This window comes from Paucibacter sp. TC2R-5 (assembly GCF_025717605.1).
In the GTDB taxonomy this organism is placed as follows: Bacteria; Pseudomonadota; Gammaproteobacteria; order Burkholderiales; family Burkholderiaceae_C; genus Paucibacter_A; species Paucibacter_A albus.
Map to the genome: position 1 here is coordinate 435,783 of NZ_JAJIRQ010000004.1, position 26,797 is coordinate 462,579.

Consider the following 26,797-nt stretch of genomic DNA (forward strand, 5'->3'; position numbering starts at 1 on the left):
TAGCGCCGATGAGGAGTCAAAACCGAGCCGCCGCCCGCCTATCGCGGCAAGAGTGGGGGGGAAAGATCAGGCATTGGCTCTTTCTGCTCGAACGCCAGATTCAGGCGGTTGCAATTGGCATTTTGCATTCGTGGTCCAAGGTCGGTGGTGTGCCCAAACCGGGCATTCGCAGCCAAGCTTGAAGCCCAGCGTAAAGCGTTGAGCAGGTGTGCCAACTCTCCCGAGCCAGCAGATCCAAGCACAGTGCCCGGCACGTATTTGTAATTGCGCGAGAAGCCTGCCACCAGCTTCTCCATATGCACCGTCAAGTCCAACGCCGCCTTGTAAATCGGCGGATGTTCGTACCGTGCCATGACTGTGCAAAAAAGAAGATTGGGGGCTAGCGCCACCAACCCCCCTCAAAAGACCCAAAGAGACCGAAGCTTCAAATCCTCAAAGTACTCGCCGCCGACGTGCCAACAGTACGCCAGTCAACCCAATCAAGGTCAAGGCTAGAGTTTGTGGCTCCGGCACCGGGCTAGCCACATCACCATCGCGCACGGCCATGGCATATGCTCCTGTGGAAATAAAGCCAGGGTAACTGTCTTGATGTCCGTTGTAGCCGTTTCCATAGAGGTTGGGGGAAAAAACTCTTTTCCTGTCGTAAGCGCCGGAATCTGGTACGGACGTGCTCGTCCAATACAGATAGGTCTCTAAATGGACGAATCCCCCGACCTTACGCTCCGTGCTCTGAAATGCATTACCCAGACTCACATAGTAAAGCTGCCCCATCTCGCCAGAGGTACAGCTGAAGCCTGTGCATGGTGCGCTGCCATCGCGATTCAATGCGCTGGGAAGCCGCCAATCGTCAAAGCCGCCGACTTGAAGGTTCGCAACCCATTCCATGGCCGAATACCAACTGCTGAGTCCTCCCATGCCGTTGTAAGTACCCTCTGGTGTCCGCCCCCTGACATTGGCATCGGCCAACCAGGTGATGTTGAGGGCCGGGTCATAGAAAGCTTCTGGGCCGTTGTCAACGTTGCCATCTAGGTCACGAGCTTGCAGCCCGACCATGGGACCCGCATGAGCAGCACCCACCAGAGTCAATGTACTCAGGAACACAAGCGCATTCAAAACCTTCAACGTCATAAAGCTATGCATAGATTTTTTCCCTAATAAATCAATTTTCCTGCGCCCAAGCAATTGCCACGGCGAAGATAGGCATGCAGAAATCGCGTTGCAGTGTAGCTACTGGGAAGCTGATCAGTCCCACCCACTTAGGGGGCTTGAGGAATGGAATCTTGCGCGTCTTTCCGCTCGAAGGGCAGCCCCTGCCTTTGTCGATGGCAAGCTTTGGTGGCAACTCCGGGCACGGAGTTGCAACGCACTCAGGGCCCTCGAAATGTCCCGGCCGGCGCCAGGCCGACAGTTCGAACAGGCGCCGCAAAGCTGGCGTTCGGTTCTCCAACCGTTTTGGTCAACGGCGGCTTACTGGCGACGATGCAGCCTCACGGTCCCGGCCAGTTCTTGTCATTCGGATGAGCAAAGTGGGCGCCGGCACGGTGCCCGTAGCAGTCGCTCGATCCGGCGCTCAAACTCACGAAGGGGCGTCATGGCGTTGTGATCCGACATCAGCTCGTCGAATCGGCGAATTCTTGAATCGCCGTGCAGGCCTTGTCGAGCGAGGCCTCGTCCATCGCGTAGGCGATGCGCAGATACGGCCCCAGCCCGAAGGCACTGCCTGGCATGACGGCGACACCTTTCTCGTCCAGCATGGCCAACGCCACATCTTCGTCTGATGTGAGCAGGCGCCCCGCGGCGCTGCGACGCCCGATCAGCCCCTCGCAGGACGCGAAGGCATAGAACGCGCCTGCCGGTTTCGCACAACGCAGACCACGAATGCGATTCAGGCGGGTTGCCACCGCATCGCGTCGGCGCTCGAAGACGGCGCGGGTGCACTCCACGAAATCCTGCGGCCCGGTCAGCGCGGCCAGGGCTGCATGTTGCGAGATGGAACAGGCGCCTGAGGTCTGCTGGCCCTGCAACTTCTCCATGGCTTGCAGCAACCAGGCCGGCCCGGTCGCAAAGCCGATCCGCCAGCCGGTCATGGCATAAGCTTTGGAGACCCCGTTCATCGTCAACGTGCGCTCGCGCATGCGGGGTTCTGCCTGCGCCATCGTGGCGAAGTGTGCGCCGTCGAAGATCAGGTGTTCGTAGATGTCGTCGCTGAGCACCAGCACATGGGGCTGGCACAGCAGCACCTCGGCCAGTGCCTGCAGTTCTTCGGCGGTGTACACGGCGCCGGTAGGGTTAGAAGGCGAATTGAGGATGAGCCAGCGCGTGCGCGGCGTGACTGCATCGGCAAGGGCCTGCGGCGTCAGCTTGAAGCCGCTGGACTCGCTGCAGGCGACGACGACAGCCTTGGCGCCGCACAACTGCACCATCTCCGGGTAGCTGACCCAGTACGGCGCCGGAACGATGACTTCGTCTCCGGCGTTCAGCGTGGCGGCCAGTGCGTTGTAAATCACCTGCTTGCCGCCGCTGCACACCAGCGTGTCCTGCCACCGCGTGTCGATGCCGTTCTCAACGCGGAACTTCGCTGCAATCGCCTCGCGCAAGGCACGCAGGCCGGCCACCTGGGTGTACCTGGTGTGGCCATCGTTGATGGCGTCGATGGCCGCTTGGCGCACATGGGTCGGGGTGTCGAAGTCCGGCTCGCCGGCATTCAGCGAGATCACGGGTGCGCCGGATGCTCTGCGTTCGGCCACGCGGTCGATCATCCGGTACGTTGCTGACGGCTGCGCGGCCGCAAGATGGACATTCAAACGCTGCGTCGTTTCGTTCATACGCTCGCCCGCCATGCCGAAAGCCCGAGCAGATCCACGGTCGTCTCGCCGCGGGCCAGTCGTGCCATGAAGTCAGCTTCCTTCTGTGACCTTGCTTCACCAGCCGCCAGGATGTCGTCGATCCGGGCACTTGGAAGGACGACCACACCATCTTCATCGGCGACCACCATGTCGCCGGCGGCGATCTGAACCCCGGTCATCAGGATCTGCTGGCCGACCGATGGCACGCTCGCCTTGATCGTGCCGCACACGGAAATGCCGCGCGAGAAGACCGGGAAGCGACGGCGCGCCATCGCCGCGACGTCGCGCACGCCGCCGTCAATCACCAGGCCCACGATGCCTGCGGCCTCAGCGGCGACGGTAAGCACCTCGCCCCAATAGCCCGCCAGGAAGTCGTCGGTGGTGACGACGAGCACGCTGCCCCGCGGCGCCCGCTCCACTGCAAGGTGAATGGCGAGGTTATCTCCAGGGGAGCAGCGCACCGGGTAGGCCGGGGCAGCGACCGCAGCGCCAGTCCACACCGGACGGATTGCAGGGTCGAGCGCGCATGGCAGACCGGATGCTTCGTAGAGGGTTGATGCGCCGAGGGCGAGCGCAAGGGCGCTCTGGGATGCGTGGCTCATGCGTTCCTCGTCTGCAGCCGGTGGTAGCCAAGCCGCGCGCGGGCTTCGCCCAGCGTCTGCCCTTGCGCGATCAACTCGCGGATCTGCGATTCCGCGGCCTCAATTCGGTGCGCTTCCCCGGCCACCTCGGCCGCCCTTGCGCGCGGTACGACGACCACGCCGTTGGCGTCGGCCACCACGATGTCCCGGGACACCACGCGCGCCGTGCCGATGGCCACCGGCTGGTTCACTGCAAGCACCTCGACACGTTCCTTGCCTGTGCGCATGAACCGGCCGCGAGTGAATAGCGGATAGCCGTCCCCCAGCGCCTTGGCCACGTCGCGGCAGACGCCGTCGATCACGGTGGCGGCAATGCCACGCAAGCCAGCGTACTGGGTCATGATGTCGCCCCAGACAGTGGCGTCGGTGCGACCATCGTTGTCAATGACGATCACGTCGCCTTCGGCCACGTCGTCGATGAAGTCACCGACCGTGCCAGCGGGCTGACCGCAGCTCACGTATTTGACGGTGAAAGCCGGGCCGACCACGGCGCCACGGTATTCGGTCAGCGGCATGATGCCCAGGCACTGGCCCGGAATGCCGAGCTTGTCCAGTGCATCGGAGACGCCCGGCGTGTCCAAACCCTCGAAGAGGGCGACCAATTCGCGATCTTGTGCGTTCATTTCTCGTGAGTTCATTTCGGGGCTCCCGAGTTGATGGCTTCGAATTCCTTGTCGTGCATGACGTCTTCGACCGAACGACCGGCACGAACGGCCTGGGCCATGCCGTCCTGGCGTCGCGCGATTCGCTCTGCCAGATCCAACACCTCATCGATACGTGATGCTGGGACAAATACCGAGCCGCAGCGGTCGGCGATCACATAGTCCCCTTCCGCCACAGTGACGCCCGCCACGTTGATGGGTTGCCCGGCATTGACTTGCACCACGCGATTGCGTGCGCTGACCATCGTGGCACCTCGCCCGTATATCGGGTATGCAATCTCCTCATTGGCGTCGATGTCGCGGCTGAAGCCGTCGATTACCGTGCCACGGATGCCCTTGACCTTGGCCGCGTTGGCCAGGATGTCACCCCAGCAGGAGACACCGTCGATGCCGCCAGTAATCACCAGGATCCGGTCGCCGGCGGTGATAGCGGCGATCACAGGCGAAATCAGATGCACCGTCGGTGAGCTATCGGTCTTAGGGCCTAGCTGTACGGTGCTGGCACGGCCCACGATGCGGGGGCAATTCCACAGGGGGCGCAGGCCCACGGTGGCGCCGGGCAGGGAGAGGAAGTCAAGCGCGTCCGAGACAGTGGTGGTGTCCAGGCGCTCCAGTCGGGCAAGGAAGTCTGCAGGCATGACGGTGTGACTAAAGTTGATGTCACTACTGTCGGTCGGCGTGATCATTCTGTAAATTCCGATATCAGGATCGTTCTGATATGCCCAACCTATGAATAAACCATGATCAATTTCCGCCTCATGCGTCACCTATGGCTGTTCCTCGCGGTGGCGGAGGAGCAGAACTTTGGCCGCGCCGCCAAGCGTTTGGGTATGTCACAGCCGCCACTGACCGAACAGATACAAGTCCTAGAGCAGGCACTCAAAGCAAAGCTATTCGTGCGTTCGCGCTTGGGGACCCAGCTGACCCCAGTTGGGCAGGCCATCCTGCCAGCGGTGCGCAAATTCCTGCTGCAAATGGAGCAGTTGGAGCTGGCGGTGCAAGAGGCCATTGCAGGTCAGACAGGCATGCTGACCATTGGCGCCATATCTTCAGCCATGTTGGACGTACTACCACCCTTTCTGGAGCGGCTTCGCCAACAGCACCCAAAATTGACCCTTTCGGTTCGTGAGATCGACACCGTCGACGCCATTCCGGCGCTGCTTGCAGGGGATGTGGACTTGGCCTTTGCTCGCTTGGAGGGGGATCTTGGGAGCGATGTGCAAACCTTCACGATGGCGCAGGACCAACTGCTTGTCGCACTGCCTGCCCAGCACCGCCTAGCCCGGCGCCGGCGCATCGCGCTTTCAGATCTTGCTGCGGACTCTTTCGTGATGTTCAGCCGCCGCGTAAGCCCGATCTTCTTCGACCGCATCATTGCGCTGTGCCAGGCCAGCGGCTTCTCGCCGCGCATCCTCCATGAAGTGCGCAGCGTGACCACGCAAGTCGCCTCGGTAGGCTGTGGCCAGGGCATCGCACTAGTTCCGGCGACGCTCAAGCGCATGGCGCCAGACAGCGTGGTGTTTAAGCCCTTAGCCCAGATGGTGGAGGTTGTAACCACCGCCGCGGCATGGAGCTCGAAATCAACCAACCCCGCCTTGTCTTCTGCGCTGGAGATTCTGAAGATCACCCCAACCGTTCCGCGGGCCAGGCGCTCTAGCAGAGTCTAGGCACCTGCCTGAGGCGGTCTCCACAGGTTTGCAGCGTGCGAGACCGGCAGAAACGCGAACTGCCTTGTCGTAGCACCGACAGCCGTTACTCTAGCGCCCCACCGGCGCTCGTGTACCAACGCTGAAAGATGCGCAGGCAAGCGCTGGTGGCCCACTTACAAGTGGCGGCTTATCTGGCAAAAGATATGGCGCGGAGAGGTTCAGCTTTTCGCGCCCCCCCCCATCTGAGCTTGCGGATGACCGCAACAGGGCTATTGCGTGAGTTGATCGAGCCCCGGCGAATAGCCGCTTTGGGCAAAAGAGGAGTCCATCGCTTGCGAAACGGCGTAAACAAGGTTCTGCTCAAGCCCCAGCTGTGCCAGCTTCGCAGCAATCTTTTTTCTTATCCACTCTATCCCCTCCAGCCAGGCTCCGATTTCTTGCTCGTACAAGTCGTTCGGAAATCGTTATTTAGGCGAAGACTAGTGGCGGCTGCACCGGAGGAAATTTTCGGCCAGGATGAAGGGGACGAAAGGGATAAAAGAAAAACGGGCGAGACAGGCATAGGCGAGAGGGTCAGGCTTTGCGTATTGCCTCCAAGCAGCCAAGACCGCCTGGTAGCTCCAGGCACTTTTCAGTCAACCGGTTCAGCTTCCCTCAGTAAGGCCCGCTGGCCAACCAACGCTCCAGCTGCGGCAGCCGGTCATTGCCCCAGAAGCGCTCGCCTTCAACGATGAAGAAGGGCGAGCCGAAAACGCCGCGGGCTTCGGCCATGTCAACCTCGGCCTTCAGGCGCGAGCGGCTGGCCGGGTTGGCGCTGGCTTCGGCGAAGTCTTCGGTGCTCATACCCATCTCGGTGCACAGCGCTTCCAGCACTTCTTCGGAGGCGATGTTCTGGTCGTCGACGAAATAGGCCTTCATGACGCGGCTGGCGAAGTCCCGGCCCCGCTGAGGTTGGCGGTCATGTATCCAGTGAAAAATCCTGGCGGCTTGCTCGGTATGGGCGCCCAGATTGCTGGGGGTGCGGTATTCCACACCGTAAAAAGCGGCCAGCCGTTCGGCATCACGGCGGATGTAGTCGCTGCGCATGATGTTGTTGGGGATGCGGATGCGCTCCAGCGACTGGAAGTTTGCATCCAGCACGATGGCACGCCAAGTCACCGTGCGGCCATGGCGAGCGGCGATCTGGTCGATCTGCTCCGAGGCAATATAGCCATAGGGCGAGGCAAAGTCGAAATAGAAGTCGATGGGCGCTGTCATGGGGATTCACTCCGGTGATTTGGCGCGGATTGTAGGGCGCAAGCAGGGCTTGAGCTTGGCTTACCATCGCCGCCATGTCTGAGCCGCGAAAACAAGCCGAAACCTACCCATGCGCATCCAAGAACTAGACCTGCTTCGCTACGGCAAGTTCACCGATCAGCGCCTGGAGTTCCCTGCCCCCGGCGCTACCCCAGCAGCGCCAATTGCTCGCGATTTTCATTTTGTCGTCGGTGCCAATGAGGCCGGTAAGTCAACCACCCGCAACGCCATCCTCGACCTGCTGTTCGGCATCGAGACGCGCTCCAGCTACGACTTTTTGCATGCCAAGGCCGATATGCGCTTGGGGGCGATCTTGTCGCTGGGTGAGTTGAAGCTGCAATTTGAGCGCAGCAAGGCGCGCAACAAGTCTTTGTTCGACGCGCGGGGTCAGGTCTTGCCCGAGTCGGCCCTGGCGGCCTTCTTGGGGTCCAGCGACCGGAGCTTTTTTGAGCAGATGTTCGGGCTGGACCACGGGCGGCTGGAGGCAGGCGGCAAGGCGATTCTGAGCGCCTCCAACGATTTGGGGCAGATTCTGTTCCAGTCGGCTGCCGGCATCGGCAGTTTGGGCGCGGTGCGCGAGCGGCTCGATGCCGAGGCCGACAAGCTCTGGGCCAAGCGCCGCTCCGGTGAGCGTGCTTATTACGCCGCCAGCGACGATTTGGCCGCGGCCGACCTGGCCTTGAAGGCCGCCACCGTGCGCACCAAAGAATGGTTGGACGCGCGCGCCAAAGTGGCCGAGCTGGAGCAAGCCCGGCAGGCGCTGCGCACCCAGATGCACGGACTGGCCTTGCAGCGCAGCGTGTTTGAGCGTGTACGCCGGGTGGCGCCTAGCCTGCGGCAGATCGCCGCTGCGCAGGCCAGCCTGACGGAGCTGCAGCATGTGGTCTTGCTGCCGGCGGATGCGGCGCTTGTGCTGGGCGAGCTTGAACTGGAGTTGGCCACTGCTGGGCGCACGCAGGAGCTGTTGATGGGCCAGGCGCAGGCGGCGGCGGAGCGGCTCGCGGCGCTGCAGGTGGATGAGGACTTGCTGCGCCAAGAGGGGGAAATCTTGGCGCTGGAGCAGCGCCGCCAGCAGGTGCGCGGCCATGGCCGGGAAATCGAGGCCTGCCGCGCCGAGTTGAGCGGTCACTGGCAGCAGATTGCGGCCCAGCTGCGCCGCCTGGGGTGGCCCGAGCTGGATGAGCAAGCCTTAACGCTGCGCGTGCCGCCGTTGCCGGTGCGCGCCGGCTTTGCCGCTTTGGCCAAGCGTTATGGTCTGCTCGACCTTGCATGCCGCACCGCGCTCAGCGCCGAGGCCGACAAGGCGGCCGAGCTGCAGGCCTTGGCTTTGCAGGCCCAAGGGCAAGGGCAAGGCGGGGTCAAGCTGCCGGCCAGCTTGGGTTTGGCCCTGAGCCGAGCCCGAGCGCTGGGCGACGTGCGCGCCACGCTGGCCCGGGTGGAGCTCAGGCGCCAGCGCGCCGAGCGGGAGCTCTTGAACGCACGCAGCGGTCTGGGCGCCTGGGGCCGGGCCGATCTGGATATGGCGGCGCTGCGCGCGCTGAGCCTGCCCTCCGAGGCGGCGATGCAGCAGCGCTTGCAGCGCCAGCTTGATGCACAAAGCAAGTTGCAGGCTCTGCAGGAGCGGCTCGCCGAGCTGCGGGCCGATGAGTCGGCACTCGAGCTGGAGATCAAGCAATACACCCAGGCCCATCAACCGGTTTCTTCCGCCGATCTGGCGCAGGCGCGCGAACAGCGTAACGCCCAATGGCAGCGCATCAAGCTGGGCGAGGCGGCGCTGCAGCAGGCTGCTCAAGGCTTCGAGGCCAGCATGGCGCAGGCCGACGGTATGGCCGACCAGCGTCACGCCAAAGCGCGCGAGGCCAGCGAGTTGCAGGCCAAATTGGACGCTTTGGCCAGGCTGCGCCAGCAGAGGGAGGCAATGGCGCTGGCGCATGGCCAGCAGGCCGACCTTGCCTCAGCGCTGGCCGCCGAGTGGCAGGCTCTGAGCGAAAGCCTGGGCCTGGGCGGGCTGGCGGCTTTGGACCTGGAAGCCTTGCGGCAGGCGCGTCAGCGCGTGTTGGAAGCGCAGGATCAGTTGGAGGAGGCCGTGCAAGAGCAGCAGGCTGTCAGCCAGCAGGCGGCCGAGGCCTGGGCGGGTTTGGCCGGCGGCTTGCGCGCAGCCCAGATTGCTTTTGACCAGGCCGAGGCGCTGGAGACCCTGATGCTGATGGCCGACCAAGCCATGGGCGCGGCGGCGGCGGCCACGGTGCGCGCCGAGGCTTTGTCGCGGCAAATCGAGCAGGGCCGCCATGCCGCCAGCCAGCTGCTGGACAAGCGGCAGGCTGCACAGGCCGAGTTTGCCCAGTGGCAGCAGGCTTGGGCGCAGGCCTTGCAAGCAATGAGCTTGCCCGAGACGGTGCTGGCGGATGCCGCCGAGCAGGTCTGCGCGTCTTGGTCGGACATCGACGCCGGCTTGCAGCAGATGCGCGATCTGCGCCTGCGGCGGATCGAGCGCATGCAACGCGAGCTGAGCGACTTCGAGCTGGAGTGGCAGGCTTGTGCGCGCAGCTTGAAGCTGGACCTCGGCGGCCCGGTCGATGCGAGCGTGCAGACCTTGCTGAGCCAGTTGGGAGCCGCCCAGCGTGCCCAGGAAGAAGCGCAGCGCCTGCGCCTGGAGCTGGCCGGCCTGCAAAACAAGGCGGATGCGGCCGGGCTGCGGCTGAGCGAAGCTAGGGCGCGTTTACAGCCGCTCTTGCGGCAGGCCGGTGTGAGCGAGCTGGCCGGCCTGCGGGATTGCATCGCGAGTTCTGACCAGCGCCGTGTGGCCGAAGCCGCGCTGCGGGCTGCGCAGAGCGCGCTGGCCGAGGGCGATGATGGGCTCAGCCTCGCTGCGCTCGAGGCCGAGGTAGCGGGCGTGGATGGGACGCAGATCTCGGTGGCTGTGGCCGAGCTGGCGCGCCAGATCGTTGAAGCGCAACAGCAAAGCGAGGGCTTGAGCGCCGAACTCGATAAAGCGCAGACGGCTCTGGGCCTGATTGCGGGGCAGGACGATGCTGCGCGCGCCGAGGGTCAGCGCCAAGACGCGTTGGCCAAGATGGCCAATGCGGCCGAGCGCTATGTCAAGGTCTACACCGCCTCACGCCTGCTGAAATGGGCCATCGATCGTTACCGCGAAACCAAGCAGGGTCCGATGTTGGGGCGGGCCGGCGAAATATTTGCCGCGCTGACCCTGGGCTCGTTTCAGCGCCTCAGCGTTGACTTCGAGGCGCAGCCGCTGAGCCTGCACGGCCTGCGCGCCGATGGCCGGCTGGTCGGCGTGGGCGGCATGAGCGAAGGCACCCGCGACCAGCTGTTTATGGCGCTGCGCTTGGCAGCCTTGGAGCTGCATATCGAGCAAAATCCGGTTCATGCCTTGCCCTTTGTCGCCGATGATTTATTCATCAACTACGACGACACCCGCGCCGAGGCCGCCTTGCGGGCATTGGCTGCGCTGTCAGAGCGTACCCAGGTGATTTTTCTGAGTCACCATGCGCATCTGCTGCCTTTGGTGCGGGCGGTGTTCGGCGAGGCGGTCAATGTGATTCGGCTATGAGCTCGCACCAAGCTTTTCAATCACGTCTTTCGCTTCCTTCAGACCCAGTCCGGTTTGCTCACGGTAGGCCTTGATTGCCGCAATTTTTGCTTTCGGGTCCTTGGCCAGGGCTTTGACTTCATCTGACGGTTCGGCGTACTGGCCCCACTTGATGCCCATATGTGTGAGCAAGGCGTTCAGCTTGGCTTCGCTCTCCCGCAGCCGCGTGTGAATGCCCACCAGCTGGGACAAGGCGATGGCCAGGGCCAGCAGTGTCAGGACGAAGAAAGTGTCGTTGTTCATCCGAGGCTCCAGGGTTCATGCGCGCCGAGCGATGCTAGCAGCCTTGGCCCAGTAGCCTTGTGAGACCAGTGGGCCCAGGCGAGCCCAAGTAGACTCCACCACAGCCATGCAACAAACCCGAATCCTTTTAGAAAAAGCCGCCGATCAAGCCTTGCCAGACTGGGATTTTTTGGCACCGGCTTACCAACTCGGCCAATTTACCAAGGGCGTCGATATTTTTGCGCCCGGCGAGTGGCAGCCCTTCGTCTATGTGCTGCGTGGTGGCTTGGTCAAACTCAGCTATACCAACGCGGAGGGCGAGGAATGGATCAAGTCCTTCATTGGCGAGGGCGACTTCTTTGCCTGCCCCAATGTCTTGGTTGCCGGCCTTAAGACCGACTACGGTGCCGTGGCGCTGGAGGACTGCCAGGTCGAACAAATCGATTACGCCGCGATGAAGCGGTTGATGGCCCTTCACCCGGCCTGGCAGCGGGCGATTTCGCAGCTGCTGCAAAGCCATATCGTGCGCAAGGAGCAGCGCGAGCGCGAACTGCTCACCATGCGCCCCGAAGAGCGTTACCAGTCCTTTTTGCAGACCTATCCGGCCTTGGCCAAGCGCATACAAGTACGGGACATAGCGCATTACCTGGGCGTCACGCCGGAGGCCTTGAGCCGGATCCGTAAGCGCTTGCGGGTTTGATGCAGATCAAGGGCGGAGAAGCCGCGACCTCGCGATTGATTCAGATCATTTGACGCGCAGACGAAGCCGGCGAAGCTGTGGGCTCTTCATCACCTCCCTGTGAATTTTGTGCAGGGCGGTGATGCCGGGCCCTTTTCTTTTCAGTCAGGCTTTCGCCATGCAAACCTCAGTTTCCAGTTCCAGTTCCAGTTCCAGTATCAATCGCACCCAGCTCAAGGCTTATTTGCTGGGCGGCGGCATAGGCTCGATGGCGGCCGCCGCCTTCATGATCCGCGACGCCCAGGTGCCGGGCGCCAACATCACTATCCTGGAGGCGCTGCCCTTGATGGGCGGCAGCCTGGATGGCGCGGGCGACGCCGCAAGCGGCTATTCGCTGCGCGGCGGCCGCATGCTGACCACGGATAACTACGAATGCACCTGGGATCTGTTCAAGACCATCCCCTCGCTAGAGCATGCCGGGCAAAGCGTGTTCGAGGAAACGCTGGCCTTCAATGAAAAGCACCAAGCTCATTCAATGGCGCGCCTGGTCAACCGCCAGCGCGCCAAGATGCCGGTGGAAGCTATGGGTTTCACGATGAGCGACCGGCTTGAGCTGCTCAAGCTCAGCCAAGCCAGCGAGGAGGCGCTGGGCAGCTCGGCCATCACCGACTGGTTGTCGCCGGCCTTCTTTGAGACCGAGTTTTGGTTTATGTGGGCCACCACCTTCGCCTTCCAGCCCTGGCACAGCGCCGTTGAGTTCAAGCGTTATCTGCATCGCTTCATGTTGGAGTTCTCCCGCATTGAAACGCTGGGCGGCGTCAAGCGTACGGTCTACAACCAATATGACTCGCTGGTGCGGCCCTTGCAGGCTTGGTTGCAGGCGCAAGGCGTGCGCTTCATACCGGATTGCAAGGTCACCGATCTGATTCATGCCGAGCAAGACGGCCAGTTTGTGGTGACGGCGATTGAGTGCCAGCGTGCCGGTGCGGCCGAGCGCATCGTCGTCAGGGAAGGGGATCTGGTGTTCTTCCAGAATGGCTCGATGACCGATGCGTCCAGCCTGGGCAGCATGCACAGCGCGCCGCCGGCCTTGAACAAGCACGACAGCGGCGGCTGGCAGCTCTGGGAAAAGCTGGCCCAGGGTCGGCCCGAGTTTGGTAACCCTGCCGCCTTCAACAGCAGCATTGCCGAGTCGATGTGGGCTTCGTTCACGGTGACGCTGAAGGACACGCGGTTCTTCGACAAGATGCAGGCTTTCAGTGGCAACGAGGCCGGCACCGGCGGCCTGGTGACCTTCAAGGACTCCAACTGGCTGATGTCCATCGTGCTGGCGCACCAGCCGCATTTCGCCAATCAGCCGGCCGAGGTGCAGGTGTTCTGGGGCTATGCCTTATTCCCCGACCGGATCGGCAACTTTGTGGCCAAACCGATGGCCGACTGCAGCGGCGCGGAGATCCTGCGTGAGCTCTGCGGCCATTTGCGCTTTGATCTGGACGCGGTGGCCCAGGCCAACTGCATCCCCTGCCGCATGCCCTACATCACCAGCATGTTCATGCCGCGGGCCCACAGCGATCGGCCCTTGCCGGTGCCCAAGAATTCGAAGAACCTGGCCTTCATCAGCCAGTTTGTCGAGATCGCTGACGACGTGGTGTTCACTGTCGAGTATTCCGTGCGTGCCGCTCAAATGGCGGTGTACGAGTTGCTGAACGTGGCCCGCCCGGTGCCGGCCATCACCCCGCATGACAAGTCGGTGAAGACGCAGTTCGAGGCCTTGGTGAAGGCCTTGAAATAGGGCCTGCGGCGGACCGCGCCAACGCAGGTGGCAAGGCCACACTAGGCCTTCATCGGCGCGGGCCGCCCCAGCAAGAATCCCTGCACCTCGTTGCAGCCGAGTTGATTCAGCTGAGCCAACTGGCCGCTGCGCTCGACGCCGGCTGCGCTGACTTGCAGGCCCAGCGCTTGCGCCATCGCGATGATGGAGCCGACCACCTGCTGGGCATGGGGGTCGGTGTCCAGCGCTTCAATCAGGCTGCGGTCGATCTTGAGCTTGTCAAACTGGCCGCGCCACAGATAGGACAGGCTGGCCGGGCCGGAGCCGAAGTCGTCCATCACGATGCCCGTGCCTAAGTGGCTCAGGCCCTCCAAGGTACGGGCCACGGCCTCACGTTGGGGTAGCAGGATGGCCTCGTTGATTTCGAGGTTCAAGCGTAGCGCCGGCAGGCCGCTGGACTTGAGTGCGGCGGTCACGCTCTTGATCAGCTTGCCGTGCAAGAGCTGGCTCGCGGCCAGATTGACCGACACCGTCAGCGGGCTGGGCCAGCGCATCGCTTCGGCGCAGGCCTGCTGCAACACCCAGTCCCCAAAGGCTTCCATCAAGCCGGCGGCGTCGGCCGGTTCAATGAAGGCCTGCGGCAGCAGCGGGCCGAGCTGCGGGTGCTCCCAACGCAGCAGCGCTTCGTAGCCGAGCAGGTGCTCGCCGCCATGGGCAAAGATGGGTTGGTAATCCAGGCTCATCTGCGAGCTGCCTATGGCTGCGCGCAGATCGCTCATCAACTCGCGCTGGCCTTTGAGCTTGTCATCGAGTTGCTCGTCATAGAGGCTCCAGCAGCCGCGTCCTTGGGTCTTGGCGCGGTACATGGCGAGGTCGGCTTTGTGCATCCAGTCTTCGCAATCGACCACCTCGGCGCTGTATTGGGCGATGCCTATGCTGGCGCCGACGCGAGCGGCCTTGCCGGCCAGCATGACCGGCTGGGTCAGCGCATCGATGATGCGCTGGGCCAGCACCTCCAGGTCTTGCGGGCTCGCAATTTGCTGCAGGATGACGGCGAATTCATCGCCCCCTAAGCGTGCCAGGTGATCACCCAGACGCAGCAGTTCGCGCAGGCGCTGGGCGGTGATGCGGATGACTTCGTCGCCATGCGCGTGGCCGAGGCTGTCGTTGACGGCCTTGAAATGATCGAGGTCGAGGTAGAGCACCGCCAGGCCCCGGCTGCCACGCCTCGCTTGGGCGAAGGCGATATTCAGCAGCTCATTGAAGCTGGCCCGGTTGAAGGCGCCGCTCAAGGAATCGTGGCGCGCCATGTACTGCACCTGCGCTTCGATGGCCCGGCGCTCCAGCAGGCGCATCCGCACATGCTCCAACGCAGCCAGCACGCTTTTGGGATGCTGTGGCGAAACCGGGACCGGGCTGTCCAGGTCGCCCTTGGCGATGGATCTGGCGATGCGCCGGGCCAGGCCGGGGTCGCCGCCGAGTTGATGGTCGAGCAAGCGCACCAAGCCTATACCTGCAAGAGCGGTCAGCGCGGTCAGGCCGAGCAGGCCACCGACCAACCAGAGCTCGCCGGCCTTGAGTTCGTCACTGGCTGTTCGCTCGGCGCGGTCCTGGGCGGCCAGCAAGATGGGCTTGAAGGCCTCCATGTCCTTGGCCAGGCGGCCATAAGCGATCAAGGTGGAGTCGTCCTGGGCATCAATCAGGCGCAGCGCCAGCAAGTCGTCGATATGGGTCTTCAACTGCGGCCACTTGAGCGCGGCCTCGGCACTCACCGGGTCACTCTGCGGCAAGGCAGCCAGATCGTCGGACACATGCGTCATGGTCCGGGCAAGCGCTTCACGTGCGCTCTTGGCACCTTGTGAGAGCAGCAGTTCGCCACTCAAGCGCAGCAGCCTTTGGCCGTCCAGCGTCAGATGATGGGCGGCGTTGGAGCGGGCCTGCGCCTCATCCATGCGCTCAAAAGCGGCGCGCGCCAGCAGCAGCATCACCAAAGCCAGCAATGCCAAGCCGGCAGCGCCCCAAACCACCCGTTGGCGCAGCGTCAGACGCTTGGGGCGCGCTGCTGTCTCGTCCTTGCTGAGGGCGGGTCCCTTTGTGCTCAAGGTGTCCATCGCTGATTGGTGGTTGAGGTGCTTGGATTGATTTTGCCGTGGGGCTATTCCTCTTTCGGCAGACCGGCAGCTTCCCAGCCGGCCCAGCCGCTGCGCAGGTAATGCACATTCACATAGCCTCGGCGCTGCGCAAGCACGGCCGCTTTGTAGGACTTCCAGCCGGTCGGTCCATCACTGTAGAACACCAATGCTGTTTGCTTGGTCGGCGGCAGTTTGCCGAAGTCGAAGCTGTCGAGCGAGGCGTCGAAGTTCTCGGCAAACTCACTTTTCTCCTTGTAGAAAACCGAGATTGAGCCGGGTATATGGCCTTTGGCAAAACTCAGTGGGCTGCGCGCGTCGAGAAAAACCGCTTTGCCGCCGAGCAACAGCGCATGCGCCTCTTGCGGGCTGATCACCTTGGCGCCAGCCAAGCGGGTCGGCGTCTGGGGTTTGTCTTGCGCTCGGGCCGGCAAACTGGTGACCAAGGAAGCGGTCAACACTTGGATCATCAAGCCCACGAAAAGTCTGCGATCTTGCATCGGGAACTCCGGCAATGGAACATAGTCAGCGCCCAAGCGCTGACCAAGCCCGGGCCAATATTGCAGCAATATCGGCTTGCGCGTGACCGGCTTGAGACGAAATAGCGACTCTGTTCTTGCGCTGCAGCCTTGTGGGGCTAGGGATGGTGGCTTGGGAATCAGGCCAGCGCGACTCGGTCGCGGCCCAAAGCCTTGGCTTGATAAAGAGCCCGGTCGGCGCGCTGGAAGATGGCGTCACCGTCGTCGCCCGGCTGCCAGACGGCGACTCCAAAGCTGGCGCTGATGGCCGGCTTTGAGGGCTCGGCTGCCGAGCCCACTTGCTGCCTGAGGCGCTCGGCCAGAACCAAGGCGCTGTCTGCGCGGGTATCGGGCAGCAAGGCAATGAACTCTTCGCCGCCGTAGCGAAAGGCCTGATCCTGGGAACGCAGGCCGCCGCGAAGCCGTGCGGCGAAGGTTGCGAGCACTTGGTCGCCGGTGTGATGGCCGAAGCGATCATTGATGCTTTTGAAGAAGTCCAAGTCGATCATCAGCAGCGCGAAGGGCTGTTCTTGTCGCTGTGCTGCACCCAAGGCCGCATCCATCGCTTCATCCAGCGCGCGGCGGTTTGGCAATCCGGTCAGGCCATCGGTCAGCGCTTGCATGCGTACCTCGGCCTCGGCGCGCATCTTGCACATTTGCAAGAAGCCGAGGTTGGTGGCGATGATGTAGATGAAGCCCAACAGGTAAATCGGTTGATTCCATGCCTCGGGGATGCTGAACTGCCCCACATTGATTGCGTCGAGCAGCAACACACCGGCGCGTACGGGCAGCAGCAGAGCCATGGCAAAGTAGAGCAGGGCCACGATGCGCTGCACCCGACGCAACTCCGGCCTGGGGCTTCGCCACAGCGCCAGCGCATTCAGCCACTCCAGGCCGGCGTAAACAAAGCCGTTGAAGATGGTTGGTATGAGTCGATGTTCGCTGGGTGTCAAGCCGCTGGCAACGGTTGCAGCGGCCGTCACCAGGACGAACATCAAGGCCAGTCTTCGAATGGCGATGGGCAGGCCGAGGAACTGCCGAATGGCGGTAAAAAACAAGGCCACGCTGAGGGCACCCAGCGCATTGCCGAGCAAGGTCGACAGCGGCATCGGCCACCAGCTTAAATTGGCCAGCAGCAGGTAGGCCAGGGCCTGGCAGCCCACGGCCCACATCCAAGTCTTCAGCCCATTGCCTTCGTCGGCCGGGCTGCGGGCGACCCAGAGCATGGCGGCAATGGCCGCCATGGCACAGGTCTGGGCGAGAAACAGGGTTCGGATGTCCAAGTGGCTAGCGGCGATGTTCAACAACTGGGTTTGTCATGGGCGGCAGCCAATGTAGCGGCAAACGCTTGCTTGCCTAGCTGGAGTCTTGCCTGTGTGCTTGGCTTTGGTCCAGCTTTTCACGCTTGGCCTCGCGCAATTGCGCCTGCGCGCGCTGTACATCGCCGCTGAGGCGGCTGGCCAGCAGGTCGATCAGGTGAAAACCAAAGGCATGGTCTTGGTAGTAGAGCTGCCGGACGGTGCTGTCATGAATCCGCAGCACGGTGCAAGGCGTGACGCAGCGCACGGTGCTGGTACGAATGCGGTCGGGGGAGAAAAGTGCAATTTCGCCAAAAATGCGGCCGGGCTCCAAGACCTTGCCCAACTCGACCAGTTCCATCTCTCCTTCCACCAATAAAAACAGATGCTCAGCCAAGTCGCCTTTGCTGAACAGGGTTTGGCCGGCCTTGAGCTTTTTGGCCTTCATATAGGGCTTGAGCCAAAGCCCGGCCTGACGGGCGTCGGCCTCCGCGCGGTGGACCCGGCGGGTCAGCTTGCTGACTTCAATCGCGCGGTAAAGGTTGACCGGCAGCAGCACGGCTGCGATGGAAAAGGTGATCGGCGACGGATGCAAGGCGCCGTAAATCATCAAGCCGACATTGCTGCCGGCAGCCAACCAGCGCAGCGGCATCATGGTTCGGGCCAGCGCGCCGGCCATCACCAGCGCGACGGCGATGGCTGCCGCCAAATGCGCCAGCGTTTGTTGTGGCGAAGCCAAGACGTCCCCGAGCCATGCTTGGGCAAACTCAGTCAGCTGTGAAATCGACTCGTTCAAGATGGCGCTCGCTACCCAGGCTGTTACCGTGACCTAGTGCCCAAATTGTGCACTGCAAGATGTCCCAAGGCTATCCAAGGCGGGCGCAACCGTGTCGCGTCCCTTTGTGCTGTTTATAATCTCACCCGACGCCGGTTCAACGGTGTCACCGCCGATTTACCAACTACTTGCGGGCGGGCTATCAAATACGGCTAAAGCGTTGCGGCTCCGAGATGCCCTGGGCCGGCAAACGCCGGTGTCAGGGCACTCGGAGTTATCATTTTTATCATGCAAGGTCTTGCTTCTTTTGATCGTTGGTTGACCCGCCGGGCCGCCTCACTCGCCGCTTCAGAGTCAGCGCAGCACGCCAACCCTAAGTCGACCCAGCCCGTCGCATTGCCGGCCCAGGTTGCATCGGCCTCTCGCCATCTCATCAGCCCTTGGGGCGAAGCCCTCGCGCAGATGCCCAGGCGTGCTTCGGCGGCCCGCATCGTGCGCGCGGCCTATGGCGTGCGCAGCGGTGATTGGCTGGGCTTGCTGGCCGATGAGGCCCAGGCTTGCGGCACCCAGCATGCCTGGCGTTTGGCCCTGTGGCGAGCGTCTGCATCCAGCGAAGCCCAGGCCGCGCCGCAGTGGCTGAGTCCGGTGGTCTTGGCCCGGCCCGGCCAGAGTCCAAACGCCTTGCGCGATGCTGTTTTGGAGCAGGCGCTGCAAGCCTTGTGGCAGCAGGGCTGGCGGCTGCAAGAAGCTTTCTCGCCGGACCTGCACTGAGCGCGGTATGAGCCCTCAAGCGAGCAGCCATCCGCCCCTGACCCAGGAGGAGATGCGCGCGCTGTTGGCGGTGACGCGCGCGCTCGCCGCGCCATTTGATTTGCCGACCATGCTGCAAACGGTGGCGGCCGCTGCGCGCCAAGTGCTGCACGCCCAGCGCAGCTCGATCTGGCTGCTGGACAGCGAGGCGGAGGAGTTGGTGCTCGAAGTTTCAAAGGACTTGTCCCAGGTGCGCTTGGCCTTGGGCGCGGGGCTGGTCGGTGCTTGTGCGCGCGACCGCTGTTTGATCAATGTCCCCGACTGCTACGCCGACCCGCGCTTCAATCCCGAGGTCGACAAGCGCTCGGGATTCCATACCCACTGCAGTTTGACGCTGCCCCTGATTGACCATGCCGGGCAATTGGTGGGGGTGATGCAGGTGCTGAACCGCATGGACGGCGTGTTTGAGGCCGAAGACGAGGGCTTGGCGCAGGCCCTGGCGGCCCAATGTGCGATGGCTTTGAGCCGGGTGCGCATGACGGCAGCGATGCTGGAAGGCGAGCGCATGCGTCAGGAGTTGGAGTTGGCCCGTGCGGTGCAGCTGTCGACGCTGCCGGCGGTGCTGCCGCAGATTCCCGCTTACGACATGCATGGCACTTTTTTGCCGGCCTCCTTGACCGGCGGCGATACCTATGACATCGCCTTGATCGAGCAAGGCCTGCTCTTGGTCCTGGGCGATGCCACCGGGCACGGCATCGCGCCGGCCTTGTCGGTGACGCAGATGCATGCCATGTTGCGCATGGCCTTCTCTTTCGGGGCGGACCTGGAGACGGCGTTTCGCAAGGTCAATGATCAATTGGCCGCCACCTTGGCGGACAGCCGTTTTGTCACCGCCTTTATCGGCTTGCTGGACACGGACAAACATTGTTTGCGTTTCCTGAGTGGCGGGCAGGGCCCTATTCTTCATTTTCAGGCGGCCACAGGGGCTTGCGTCAGCTACAAAGCCACCAGCTTCCCAATGGGTGCGATGCCGATCACGAACTTGCGCCCGCCGGTGCAGATCGAATTCGCGCCGGGCGATATCTTGTGCCTGCTGACCGACGGTATTTATGAATACGAGGCGCCTGATGCAGAGCAGTTCGGGCGCGGGCGGGTCGAGCGATTGCTGGCACAGCATTGCGACGCATCGGCAGAACAACTATCGGCGCTGATCTTGGCCGCGGTGCGGGAGTTTGCTCGCGGCGCGCCGCAAGAAGACGACATCACAATGCTGCTCTTGAAACGCGCCGCAGCGCAGCGTCACTGATTTGTCATGTGTTTGAGCTAGGCTCGCTGGCAAGCGGCCAACCGGGCGTGTGCAAGCTGCTCAGGCCCAAGGCCTGGGCCGAGCTAACAAGGAATGACCATGGAACTTGAAGTTACTGAAATTGACGCGGCGACGCATTGCGTGCGCTTGCAAGGCCGCTTGGACGCTGCGGGCGCGGATCAAATCGGCGTTCGATTCACCGCCTCGACTGCCGCTGCCGGCCAACATGCCTTGGTGGATTTGGCCGGCGTGCCCTTCATCGCTTCGATGGGCATTCGCCTCTTGATCTCCAGCGCCCGCGCTCTGCATGCCAAGGGTGGCAAGATGGTCTTGTTCGGGGCCCAGGAACTGGTGCAAGACGTGTTGGAGCAAGCGGCGGTGGATCAGATCATTCCCTTGGTGGCGACCCAGCAGCAAGCGGTTGACTCTTTGCTGGCTTGAGTTGCTCTGCTCAAATGTTGAGCCTGTCTCTGCCGAACAAGCTGGAGTCTCTTGAGACTGCCCGGTCGGCCTTGCTGGCCTATCTGGCCCCGCAGGCGTTGAATGCCAAGGTCTTGTTCAACTTGGAACTGGTGCTGGAGGAGAGTCTGATGAACGCGTCCTTGCACGCGTTCAAGGACGCCGGCCTGCATCTGATCGAGTTCAGCGCTTGGTGTGACGACGAGGCGGTCTACCTTCGGTTTGAAGACGAGGGCCTGGCTTTTGATCCCACCCAGGCCGCCGAGCCCGTCTTGCCCCAGTCGATTGCCGAGGCTGCGCCCGGTGGTTTGGGGCTGATGCTGGTTCGCAAGCGGGCTTTATCGGTGAGCTATTCGCGGACCGAGGGACGCAATCGCTTGACGATAGCGCTGGCCCGGCGCTGAGCGCCTCTTCATTGTGTGGCTCATTGCGCGGCTCATTGCGCAGTTATAGCAAGCTGGTGATCTTCACCGAGGAGCCCAGGCTTTCGACCTGCACATTGTCGGCCAGGCTGCGCGCCAGTTTGATCATGTGTTCGTTATTGGCCAAGACCTCGGCGACGAAGCCCCGCACGCCGCGCGCCTTGGCATGTTCACTCATGCGTTGCTGAAGCAGGGCACCCAGGCCTTGGCCTTGCCAGTCGGGGTGAACCATGAAGGCGGTCTCGGCCAAATTGGTGCCGGGGTCGACCATATACATCGCGTGCGCAATGATCTTGGGGTTCTCGCGTGTGCCGACGCAAGCCACCAGGCCGACCTCGGTTTGTGAATTCAGATTGCACAGGCGTTGCACATCGCGGTTGGACAGCCCGCGCAGACGGCGGAAAAACCGCGTGTAGATGTCATGTTCGGGCAGCTGATGGAAGAGGCTACGAATGCCTTCGCCGTCGCTGGGGCAGGCCGGACGCAGCAAGACCGGGCGCTTGTCCTTGAGCTGCAGCTGACGCTCTTCTTCGACGGCATAGGCTTGCAAATTACGCAAGCTCTGCTCGCCCGACACATAGCCCAGCGCCTGGGCTTGTTCGAACAGCCCCGGGCGCGCGCTCGGGTGAGCAATCTGAATCATCGCCACCGCCCGCTCGCGGATCGACTTGCCGAACAGATAGGCGATGCCGTACTCGGTGATCACGTAATGCACGTCGCTGCGCGGTATGGCCACTCCTTCGCCGGCCAGCAGGGCAGGGCGGATGCGGGAGCTGAGGCCGTCTTCCTCGGTCGAGGCCAGGCAGATGATGGCCTTGCCGCCGGGCGAGCGCGATGCACCCTGCAAGAACTCGGACTGAGCGGCCACGCCGCTGTAGAAGTCGCCCTGATATTGGTCGACGCAGACTTGGCCCGTCAGGTCCACGGCAAAGGCCTGCGTCACCGACACCAGCTTGTGGTGCGAGCCCAGCGTCCAGGCATCGCAGACGGCCTCGATGGGCTGGAAGGAAAACATCGGGTTGCGATCGATCAGATCGTAGAGCCGACGCGTGCCCATCGCAAAGCTGCTGACGATCTTGCCGCGCTGATTGCTTTTGCGCTGGCCGGTCAGAATGCCGCGCTCCAGCAGCGGGATGATGGCGTCGGTGATGACGTCGGAATGGATGCCCAGGTCTTGGCGGTCGGTCAAATACTTGAGTGCTTCATTGCTGAAGCGACCCATACCGATCTGCAGCGTCGAGCCGTCATCGATGATGCTGCTGATGTAACGCGCTATCTTCTCGACCACCTCGGTCTGCTGGGCCGGGTGGGTGTACTCGATCACCGGCGTGTCCACCGGCACCAGCCAATCGATCTCACCCACATGCAGGGTGGAGTCGCCCATGCTGCGCGGCATATGCGGGTTCACCTCGGCAATCACCAAACGGGCCTTGGCCACGGCGGCTGGGGCGATGTCGACCGAGACCCCCAAGGACACATAGCCGAATTCATCGGGCATGGAGACCTGTATCAGCGCCACGTCGAGCGGAATACGCCCGATCGCGATCAGCTGCGGCACGCGCGCGATCGAGATCGGTACATAGTCGGCCAGGCCCAGCTTGACCGCGCGGCGCAAGTCTTGGCCGACGAAGAAGCAGCGGTGCTGGTATTTGGTTTGCGGCTGGCCATTGGCGCCTTGTTGCACGGCTTGGTCGGTCAGAAAGTGCAGCAGCTCGACATCTTGCGGGGCCGGCGAGAGCGCTTCCAGCGCGGCGACCAGCGCGCGCGGCGTTGCGCACGCGGTGCCCACAAAAACATGGTCACCGGGCTTGATCTGGGCGGCAGCCATTTGCGCGCTGCAGATTTTCTCGGCACATAAAGCCAGACGCGGATCCACGGCCGGCCCACTGCCATCATCATCAGGCTTGGCCTCGGCGCTCGCAAAGCGGCCCTTCCAGGCCTGCGTCAAGCGGTTCAACAGGCCGGCGGCGCCGTTGTTTGGGGATGCGGATTCAAGCGGCTTGTTCATGGGCACCAACTCCGGCTTCAAGCTATTTTTTAGGTGTTTGGGCGTCCAGCACTTCGCAGGCATGTTGGTAGCCAAGCTGGACCAATTCGTCGAAACGACTCCACTGCAACATGCCGATGCGCTGCAAGGGCGGGTTGAAATAGAGATCGATCAACTTACGCACCTCGCGCTGCCTGGAGGTGCTGTAGAGCACAGTGACGTTCATCAGCAGCGCCGACAGCGCGGGCAGTTTGTAGCGGCGTTTGGAACGCGGGCGCAGGCTGTCGCGCAAGAGGGCCAGGCTGCCGGGCACTTCGTCGAATTCAAAGCGGCGCGGCTTGTTGGAGCCCAGGTCCACGCCAATAACCCGACCTATGCCCCAGCGGCCGCGCATCACATCGGCGGGTAAGTTGTTGAAGGTGCCGCCGTCGCAAAGCAGGTCGCCGCCCAGCACGACGGGCGGCAATGCACCGGGAATCGCCACGCTGGCCAGCAAGGACTTCAGCAGCGAGCCCTGAGCCAGCAGCTGCTCGCGCGCCTGCGAGTAGTTGGTCGCGATGCAAAAGAAGTTCTTCCACAAGTCTTCGATTTGCGCGTCGTGACCGGTCAGCTCGGTGATTGAGCCGGCCACCACGCGGCGCAGGCGCCGTCCGCGGATCAAGGAAATCATCGGCAACCAATTGAAGTCGCCGGTTGGATTGGTGGCAAAGGCCTTTTGAGCGGCGAGCGTGACCGCGTCGATGGAACGGTCAGTGCCGACCAAGGCGGCCATCACCGCGCCGATGCTGGTGCCGCCCACCAGGTCGATCTCGATGCCGCGTTCGGTCAGCGCGCGGTAGATGCCGATATGGGCCAGACCGCGCGCGCCGCCGCCGGCCAGCACCAGGCCAACGCCGTTGCGACTGACCAAGCGCGCCAAGCGTGTCAAATCGCGCGGCAGTTGCGGGCGAATATGCACATGGCCGGCCAGCGGCCTTCGAGCCAGCCAAGCCTGTGTGCCCTGCGGAGACAGGCGATCCTGGGGGTGCAGCAAGACCAAGATCTCGGTCGCATCGGTGCGCGGCGGGCGGCTGATCAGGCATTGGGTTTCGATGAGGTGCAGCTGCGCGGGCTGATCGGCATCGGCCAGCAGCAGCAATTCATCGCTATGCCTGCAGCAACGCTCGGTCCAGGGTGTGGGGCCGTCGTCGCCGATCAGGATGACGAAATCATGATCGGATTCGATGTGGTCCAGATGGACCGCGATGCGGCGAGTGGCCTCGGTGTCGGCGCGCGGGCGCTCACAGATGGCGGGGTCGCCCAAGGTGAGTCCTATGCTCGCAGCGGACACCGTGGCGACGCGCCCGAAGCCGCCGAGCTGCTGGGCGAGCTGAGCGGCAAAACTGGCGTGATCAAGGCCAGCGCTGACGGGCAGTACGCCAATCGTGACCGGCTTATCGGGCAGCGAGCGCGCACCTTCGGTCTTCAGCCTGACGATGATTTGCCGCGTTAGTGCGATCGAAACCTGTCCACTGATCGCCAGCAATTGTTTGAAGCGCTCCTTGCCCAGCCGCACCAGCACCGAGTCGCGGATGGCCACCAAGGTGGCGGAACGAGGCTCGTCGGTGAACAGACTCATCTCGCCGACGATCTGACCACGGCCGATCTCGCGCACTGCTCGGGTCTCACCAAATTCATTGCTGATATAGGTGCGCAGACGCCCGCTGAGCAGCAGATACATGGCGTCGCCGGCGTCACCTTGATTCATCAAGGCCTGGCCGGCGGATACTTCCACCCATTCCAGGTGTTGCAGCAGCAACTCAATGGCTTGCGGTTCGATCTCGCCCAGCAATGCGGCCAGGTGCTGGCGCAGTAGTGCTTCTAGGTGTTGTGGGTGTGCGGCAGAGGCTTCGGGCATGGCAAGCGCGGATAGGAAAATGCAGGTCTTAGGCTAAGGGTCGAACGTAACAGGAAAGCCACGCCGATGGCGGCGCTGGGTTTGCTGGTTTTCCCTGGGTTCGTGGGTGCTTGCACCAGCTTGGGAGCATGTCGCCGCGCCAAAACGGGCTCAGCGTGTGCTGCTGCGCTTGACTATCCGGATCTTGTTGCTCGTTTCACAAAGCCAGGCGACGGAGATGTCGGTGTCGCAGAAGTCTTGCTCCCCGATCGCGGTGCCCGGCGCGGCGACCGATTTGGTGTCGCTCCTTGCCGCTTTGCCCGGGCTCAAGGGCAGACCAATATGGACATGGCGGCCCTCCAGCAATGCGGCAATGCGTTTAAACATGGTGTTCATCTCAGACCCTCTTCGCCATGCGTCTGTTCGGTGACGCTTAGGCGCACTATCGCGGCAAGAGCTGGGCAGGGTTCTGAAAATTCTGTGAAACAAGGGTGGCAGGTGGGGGCGCCCTTACAAACGCCTAGGACGGCTGTGCCTGGATGCGGTAGCCATGCCCCGCCACGGTGCGTATCAGTTCACGACCCAGGGCGCGGCGCAGCGTGGCGATCTGGACCGAAATATTGTTCTCTTCCACGACCAGTCCGGGCCAGACCCGGTCCAGCATTTCACCCTTGGTGACCAAACCACCTGGCCGCTCCAGTAGCAGTTGCAGCAAGTCCAAGGCGCGCGCACCAAGAGCGACTTCGACGCCTTTGTCCAGCAGCCGGCGCTCGCGCAACTGCAGCTCAAAGCGGGTGCTGTCGTCAGCCGGCCCGAAACGCCATGCCGCCGCGACGGCCTTGCCTGGGCTGCGGCTGTGGCGGTTGATGCGTTCGGCCAGCTTGGCCGCGTCGCGGGCCAGACCGCGCTGAAACTCCAGATGAAAGCGAGCCGGCCGGCAGGCCAGCCAGGCCCGCACGACGCGCGAAGGTGCCGCCGCCTTGGCATGCAGGAGCAGCAGGGTTTCATGGGCGCCACTGGAGGCGGGGCGGCGCAGCATCAAGGCATGCTCATTCGGATGCAGCGTGGGGGCCTGCGCGGTGTCGCCGACCAGCAACAGTTCATCGCAATGGCGTGCGCAAGTCTCACTCCAGCGGCTCGGGTGCGCGTCGGCCAGCAGCAGAACATAGTCATGGCTGGCCTCGATTTCTTCTAACTCGGCATCCGTGAGCGCCGTCGCTATCGTGGCGACACGGGCGCCGGGGCGCAGCTGTTCGGCCAAGGCCGCGGCCAGCGCGCTCAAGTCCAAGTCGGCGCTGATCGGCAGCAAGGCAATGGTGGCCGAGAGCTGATGCGGTGCGCTTGAGTTCTCGGTGCGCAGGCGCTGAATGATTTGCCGCGTCAGCAGCAGCGAGGCATGCTTGTTGCTGGCCAAAAAATGCTCGAATTCAGCCTGGCCCAAACGCACCAGCACCGAGTCGCGGGCGGCCACCAAGGTCGCCGAGCGCGGCTCCTTGGTGTAGAGACTGATCTCGCCGACCACTTGGCCACGGGTGATTTCGCGCACCATCCGTTGTTCGCCACTGCCTGGCCTGTCGCCGCTGCTGTCGGCCATATAGGTGCGCAGTCGGCCGCGCAACAACAAATACATGGCGTCACCGGGCTCGCCCTGGCGCAGCAAGGTTTGTCCGGCCGGCAACTCGACCCATTGCAGTGATTGGCGCAGCAAGGCCAGTGTGGGCGGGTCAACCTCGCCGAGTAAGTTGGGCAAATGCTGCATCAAGAGGCCATCCAATGGATGCTTGGGTGGCTCGCGACGCTCGGGAATCAGGTGCATGGCTGGGCAGAAATGGGTGCGCAGGCGGCAACATAACATGAGTCTTTGACTTTGCTGAACCGGCCAAGCCGGCGGCTCCGCTACA

Annotated in this window: 25 protein-coding genes; 8 read left to right on the plus strand and 17 right to left on the minus strand. The window is 62.9% G+C overall.

Annotated elements, in window-relative coordinates:
* Positions 1-38: 38 nt before the first annotated feature.
* From LNV08_RS12095 to LNV08_RS12120, 6 genes are all read right to left on the minus strand, one after another.
* Positions 39-389: a hypothetical protein gene (locus tag LNV08_RS12095; RefSeq protein WP_263533946.1), complete on the minus strand. Its 351-nt coding sequence runs from the start codon at positions 387-389 to the stop codon at positions 39-41.
* 43 nt (positions 390-432) lie between these two features.
* Positions 433-1,128, minus strand: a complete 696-nt coding sequence (locus LNV08_RS12100; RefSeq protein ID WP_263533947.1) for a PEP-CTERM sorting domain-containing protein — start codon at positions 1,126-1,128, stop codon at positions 433-435.
* Positions 1,129-1,610: 482 nt separating this feature from the next.
* Positions 1,611-2,825: a pyridoxal phosphate-dependent aminotransferase gene (locus LNV08_RS12105; protein ID WP_263533948.1), complete on the minus strand. Its 1,215-nt coding sequence runs from the start codon at positions 2,823-2,825 to the stop codon at positions 1,611-1,613.
* Positions 2,822-3,448 (minus strand): RraA family protein, encoded by a 627-nt coding sequence (locus tag LNV08_RS12110; RefSeq protein WP_263533949.1) that lies wholly within the window; start codon positions 3,446-3,448, stop codon positions 2,822-2,824. The genes LNV08_RS12105 and LNV08_RS12110 overlap by 4 nt, the downstream gene beginning before the upstream one ends.
* Complete coding sequence (locus LNV08_RS12115; protein WP_263534087.1) at positions 3,445-4,110, minus strand: RraA family protein; 666 nt, start codon at positions 4,108-4,110, stop codon at positions 3,445-3,447. Before LNV08_RS12115 ends, LNV08_RS12110 begins: the two co-directional genes overlap by 4 nt.
* Before the next feature lie 11 nt (positions 4,111-4,121).
* The gene (locus tag LNV08_RS12120) at positions 4,122-4,787 is read right to left on the minus strand and encodes an RraA family protein (protein WP_263534088.1); all 666 of its coding nucleotides are present in this window, start codon (positions 4,785-4,787) and stop codon (positions 4,122-4,124) included.
* Positions 4,788-4,889: 102 nt separating this feature from the next.
* On the opposite strand from LNV08_RS12120, the gene LNV08_RS12125 reads away from it, so the two are divergent.
* Complete coding sequence (locus LNV08_RS12125; RefSeq protein ID WP_263533950.1) at positions 4,890-5,816, plus strand: LysR family transcriptional regulator; 927 nt, start codon at positions 4,890-4,892, stop codon at positions 5,814-5,816.
* 251 nt (positions 5,817-6,067) lie between these two features.
* On the opposite strand, the gene LNV08_RS12130 is transcribed toward LNV08_RS12125, so the two are convergent.
* Positions 6,068-6,247, minus strand: a complete 180-nt coding sequence (locus LNV08_RS12130) for a hypothetical protein (RefSeq protein ID WP_263533951.1) — start codon at positions 6,245-6,247, stop codon at positions 6,068-6,070.
* Positions 6,248-6,452: 205 nt separating this feature from the next.
* Positions 6,453-7,055 (minus strand): 2-hydroxychromene-2-carboxylate isomerase, encoded by a 603-nt coding sequence (locus tag LNV08_RS12135; RefSeq protein ID WP_263533952.1) that lies wholly within the window; start codon positions 7,053-7,055, stop codon positions 6,453-6,455.
* Between the two features lie 109 nt (positions 7,056-7,164).
* Between LNV08_RS12135 and LNV08_RS12140 the strand changes: the two genes are divergently transcribed.
* The gene (locus LNV08_RS12140; protein WP_263533953.1) at positions 7,165-10,665 is read left to right on the plus strand and encodes an ATP-binding protein; all 3,501 of its coding nucleotides are present in this window, start codon (positions 7,165-7,167) and stop codon (positions 10,663-10,665) included.
* Here LNV08_RS12140 and LNV08_RS12145 read toward each other — a convergent pair.
* Complete coding sequence (locus LNV08_RS12145) at positions 10,660-10,947, minus strand: ribosomal protein L7/L12 (protein ID WP_263533954.1); 288 nt, start codon at positions 10,945-10,947, stop codon at positions 10,660-10,662. The two genes, LNV08_RS12140 and LNV08_RS12145, sit on opposite strands and share 6 nt — an antisense overlap.
* 106 nt (positions 10,948-11,053) lie before the next feature.
* On the opposite strand from LNV08_RS12145, the gene LNV08_RS12150 reads away from it, so the two are divergent.
* On the plus strand, positions 11,054-11,626 hold the full coding sequence (locus tag LNV08_RS12150; protein WP_263533955.1) for a Crp/Fnr family transcriptional regulator: 573 nt from the start codon (positions 11,054-11,056) through the stop codon (positions 11,624-11,626).
* Positions 11,627-11,783: 157 nt separating this feature from the next.
* A complete protein-coding gene (locus LNV08_RS12155; RefSeq protein ID WP_263533956.1) occupies positions 11,784-13,397 on the plus strand; it encodes an oleate hydratase in 1,614 nt (537 codons plus the stop codon).
* 41 nt (positions 13,398-13,438) lie between these two features.
* Here LNV08_RS12155 and LNV08_RS12160 read toward each other — a convergent pair whose 3' ends face one another.
* From LNV08_RS12160 to LNV08_RS12175, 4 genes are all read right to left on the minus strand, one after another.
* Positions 13,439-15,478 (minus strand): putative bifunctional diguanylate cyclase/phosphodiesterase, encoded by a 2,040-nt coding sequence (locus tag LNV08_RS12160; protein ID WP_263533957.1) that lies wholly within the window; start codon positions 15,476-15,478, stop codon positions 13,439-13,441.
* Between the two features lie 53 nt (positions 15,479-15,531).
* Positions 15,532-16,005 carry a rhodanese-like domain-containing protein gene (locus LNV08_RS12165; protein ID WP_263533958.1) on the minus strand — a complete coding sequence of 158 codons (474 nt, stop codon included), beginning with the start codon at positions 16,003-16,005 and terminating at the stop codon, positions 15,532-15,534.
* Between the two features lie 158 nt (positions 16,006-16,163).
* Positions 16,164-17,306 (minus strand): sensor domain-containing diguanylate cyclase, encoded by a 1,143-nt coding sequence (locus tag LNV08_RS12170; protein ID WP_263533959.1) that lies wholly within the window; start codon positions 17,304-17,306, stop codon positions 16,164-16,166.
* A gap of 73 nt (positions 17,307-17,379) precedes the next feature.
* Complete coding sequence (locus LNV08_RS12175; protein WP_263533960.1) at positions 17,380-18,117, minus strand: Crp/Fnr family transcriptional regulator; 738 nt, start codon at positions 18,115-18,117, stop codon at positions 17,380-17,382.
* 267 nt (positions 18,118-18,384) lie between these two features.
* Here LNV08_RS12175 and LNV08_RS12180 point away from each other — a divergent pair, with 267 nt between their 5' ends.
* The 4 genes from LNV08_RS12180 to LNV08_RS12195 all read left to right on the plus strand — a co-directional run bounded on the left by LNV08_RS12180 (position 18,385) and on the right by LNV08_RS12195 (position 21,015).
* The gene (locus tag LNV08_RS12180; protein WP_263533961.1) at positions 18,385-18,867 is read left to right on the plus strand and encodes a hypothetical protein; all 483 of its coding nucleotides are present in this window, start codon (positions 18,385-18,387) and stop codon (positions 18,865-18,867) included.
* A gap of 7 nt (positions 18,868-18,874) precedes the next feature.
* Positions 18,875-20,152 (plus strand): PP2C family protein-serine/threonine phosphatase, encoded by a 1,278-nt coding sequence (locus tag LNV08_RS12185; RefSeq protein ID WP_263533962.1) that lies wholly within the window; start codon positions 18,875-18,877, stop codon positions 20,150-20,152.
* Between the two features lie 99 nt (positions 20,153-20,251).
* On the plus strand, positions 20,252-20,593 hold the full coding sequence (locus tag LNV08_RS12190) for an STAS domain-containing protein (protein ID WP_263533963.1): 342 nt from the start codon (positions 20,252-20,254) through the stop codon (positions 20,591-20,593).
* Positions 20,594-20,607: 14 nt separating this feature from the next.
* Positions 20,608-21,015: an ATP-binding protein gene (locus LNV08_RS12195; RefSeq protein ID WP_263533964.1), complete on the plus strand. Its 408-nt coding sequence runs from the start codon at positions 20,608-20,610 to the stop codon at positions 21,013-21,015.
* 43 nt (positions 21,016-21,058) lie between these two features.
* On the opposite strand, the gene LNV08_RS12200 is transcribed toward LNV08_RS12195, so the two are convergent.
* From LNV08_RS12200 to LNV08_RS12215, 4 genes are all read right to left on the minus strand, one after another.
* Positions 21,059-23,041 carry a GNAT family N-acetyltransferase gene (locus LNV08_RS12200; protein WP_263533965.1) on the minus strand — a complete coding sequence of 661 codons (1,983 nt, stop codon included), beginning with the start codon at positions 23,039-23,041 and terminating at the stop codon, positions 21,059-21,061.
* A 22-nt stretch (positions 23,042-23,063) separates the two neighbouring features.
* Positions 23,064-24,917 (minus strand): patatin-like phospholipase family protein, encoded by a 1,854-nt coding sequence (locus LNV08_RS12205; RefSeq protein WP_263533966.1) that lies wholly within the window; start codon positions 24,915-24,917, stop codon positions 23,064-23,066.
* 150 nt (positions 24,918-25,067) lie between these two features.
* A complete protein-coding gene (locus LNV08_RS12210) occupies positions 25,068-25,283 on the minus strand; it encodes a hypothetical protein (RefSeq protein WP_263533967.1) in 216 nt (71 codons plus the stop codon).
* Between the two features lie 133 nt (positions 25,284-25,416).
* Complete coding sequence (locus LNV08_RS12215) at positions 25,417-26,712, minus strand: cyclic nucleotide-binding domain-containing protein (protein WP_263533968.1); 1,296 nt, start codon at positions 26,710-26,712, stop codon at positions 25,417-25,419.
* Between the last annotated feature and the right edge of the window lie 85 nt (positions 26,713-26,797).